The following is a 2,623-nucleotide window of genomic DNA, read 5'->3' as shown; positions in this document are numbered from 1 at the left end:
CGGAAAATCGCTTGATTCGTGTACAGGGGAGTTCCAGTATAGAAAGCATCACACTGAAAAGAACCAGGACGAGGGACCTCCCATGACCGACGCTGCGGCCACTTCCCAGACCGCTGAAACGCCGCTTCTTGCCACTTTGCTCCATGAGGGTGTCTACAGGATCGTGATGCAGCGTCCTGAAAGCATGAATGCGCTCTCGTCCGCCATGATGTCCGCGCTTTCAGCGGAACTGGCAAAGGCCGCAGAAAATCCCGACATCCGGGTGATCCTGCTTGGGGCCGAAGGCAAGGTGTTTTGCGCCGGTCATGATCTCAAGGAGCTGACCGCAGCGCGCGCAGATGCCGACGGCGGACGCGCCACTTATGAGCGCATCATGCGCCAGTGCGCGGATCTCATGCAGCAGATTGTCCGCCATCCCAAGCCGGTGATTGCCGTCGTCACCGGTGTTGCAACTGCTGCCGGTTGCCAGCTGGTCGCCTCCTGTGACCTTGCCCTTGCCACGGACACGGCGACTTTCTGCACGCCCGGCGTCAATATCGGACTGTTCTGCTCCACACCGATGGTCGCCCTTTCCCGCAATGTCGCGCCGAAACAGGCCATGGAAATGCTACTTACCGGCGAGAGCATCGATGCTTCAACCGCCAAGGAATTCGGCCTGATCAACCGGATCGTTCCCCGGGACTATCTGGAAACGGTTGTCCAGAAATACGCCTCCGCCATTGCCTCCAAATCGGCCCTGACCCTGAAAACCGGCAAGGAAGCCTTCTACCGCCAACTCGAAATGCCGCTTGATCAGGCCTATGATTTCGCCGCCAATGTGATGGTTGAAAACATGCTCGCCCGCGACGCCGAAGAAGGCATCAACGCTTTCCTGCAAAAGCGGGCACCTAATTGGACCGACAGCTAAAATCGAAGACAACGATTGAGAATCGGTGAGTGCATGGAGTATTGTCGCGGCAAGGCCGACCCCATGCCTCCCCCCTCCACTTGGGAAAGCAGCTGACCTGCAGGGCAATCTTCGAACCGCACCTTTTTGTTCGGGCAAGCATGAGGAGGGATTGCAAATTCGCTCGCGGCAGGAGGCTCCATATGCGACTATCGGCACCAATTTACCGTTTGAAACAGCAAGCCAAGTCCCTTTCGAAACAACGCGGCATCGCGCTCAATATAGCGCTTGATCACATGGCCCGTAAGGAGGGCTTCAATTCCTGGGGGCATCCGACGCACTCTGCCAGGGACACTTCAAGCTCCTCAAACCTGCTTTCACATTTCCGGTCAGGTGACACTGTTCTTTTGGGTGCGCGCCCGGGTCACGGCAAGACCATGCTCGGTCTGGAACTTGCACTTTCTGCATCCAAGAACGGAGACGCTTCCGCATTCTTTTCGCTCGAATACACATTGGAAGATATCCGAAAACGCCTGAATGTGCTCTCCCAAGACCAAAAAAGAGAGGCTGACAAAATCCATTTAGACCTGTCAGACGACATTTGCGCGGAATACGTGATCAAAGTTCTGAAATGCGCTCCGGATGTTAAACTGATTGTGGTCGACTACCTTCAGCTTCTGGATCTGAAACGCTCCACTCCACCCCTTGATCATCAAGTTCGAGCCCTTCGTGCGTTTGCAAGATCAGAGCAAAAAGTGATGGTTCTGATCTCGCAAATAGATCGCAGCTTCGAAACAAAGAACAAGACGCACCCGGATCTCAGCGATGTTCGGATGCCAAATCCGCTTGATTTGAGCCTGTTCTCAAAAACCTGCTTTCTTCATGATGGAACTGTCGAGATCCGCGTCAATTCGTGACACTTTGTATCGTGGGGCAATGGCAAGCGAACACTCGGGTATTCTCCCGGGTGTTTCATTTGCCCTTTGTCCAGTCAGCGGACTACACATCAATAAAGAAAATGCCTGCAGCGGTTTGGACCTACGCATGAACCACGACACCTATTCAGCCGCCTACATCAAGGGCATTCTTGACGAGGTCAAAACCGTTGCCATGGTCGGGGCGAGTTCGAACACCGTGCGCCCGTCCTATTTCGTTCTGAAATATCTGTTGTCCAAGGGCTATGAGGTCTGGCCGGTCAATCCCGGCCAGGCGGGTAAGGAAATACTCGGGCAGGAGGTCTTTGCCAATCTGACCAGCCTCCCCGCCGCTCCCGACATGATCGACATCTTCCGCAATTCGCAGGCTGCCGCTCAAATCGTAGACGCTATCCTCGCAACAGGATGGCGGCCCAAGGTTATCTGGATGCAATTGGGCGTGCGCCACGACGAGGCGGCAAGTCGCGCGGAAGCTGCCGGGATCAAGGTGGTCATGGACCGCTGCCCGAAAATCGAATACGGGCGTTTGTCCGGCGAAATCGGCTGGGCCGGTGTCAATTCCGGGCAAGTGTCATCCAAACGGCCGAAACTGAAATCCGGGTTCCAGCACAGGGGACTGGGAAAGAACTGATCCGCTAGCGCATTGACGGCGGTGGGTTCAGCCGTGAAGAACAACAAGGTCGCGGGAAAGTTCGGTTCGCCATAAGGATAGAGTGTCAAGGGTTATAGAACCGCTTGGCGGCGCTTGAGCGCGCTGGACACTCAATCCCTCATGCCAAGATCGCAAGGAAGCCTTTCAAGG

General features: G+C 55.4%; 3 protein-coding genes. All 3 read left to right on the top strand.

Features of this window, described 5'->3' with window-relative positions; translation table 11 throughout:
- Positions 1 to 82 precede the first annotated feature (82 nt).
- Complete coding sequence (locus E1297_RS02895) at positions 83 to 907, top strand: enoyl-CoA hydratase (RefSeq protein ID WP_155133687.1); 825 nt, start codon at positions 83 to 85, stop codon at positions 905 to 907.
- Between the two features lie 182 nt (positions 908 to 1,089).
- Positions 1,090 to 1,803, top strand: a complete 714-nt coding sequence (locus tag E1297_RS02890) for a DNA helicase (protein WP_155133684.1) — start codon at positions 1,090 to 1,092, stop codon at positions 1,801 to 1,803.
- A 127-nt stretch (positions 1,804 to 1,930) separates the two neighbouring features.
- Positions 1,931 to 2,452: a CoA-binding protein gene (locus E1297_RS02885; protein ID WP_155133681.1), complete on the top strand. Its 522-nt coding sequence runs from the start codon at positions 1,931 to 1,933 to the stop codon at positions 2,450 to 2,452.
- Positions 2,453 to 2,623 lie beyond the last annotated feature (171 nt).

The organism is Roseibium sp. RKSG952, from assembly GCF_009711355.1.
This window is presented reverse-complemented; position numbering and strand designations above follow the sequence as displayed.

Excerpts from the sequence above, each read along its gene's own strand:
- E1297_RS02895 (WP_155133687.1), top strand. The coding sequence starts at position 83 with ATGACCGACGCTGCGGCCACTTCCCAGACCGCTGAAACGCCGCTTCTT.
- E1297_RS02890 (WP_155133684.1), top strand. The coding sequence starts at position 1,090 with ATGCGACTATCGGCACCAATTTACCGTTTGAAACAGCAAGCCAAGTCC.
- E1297_RS02885 (WP_155133681.1), top strand. The coding sequence starts at position 1,931 with ATGAACCACGACACCTATTCAGCCGCCTACATCAAGGGCATTCTTGAC.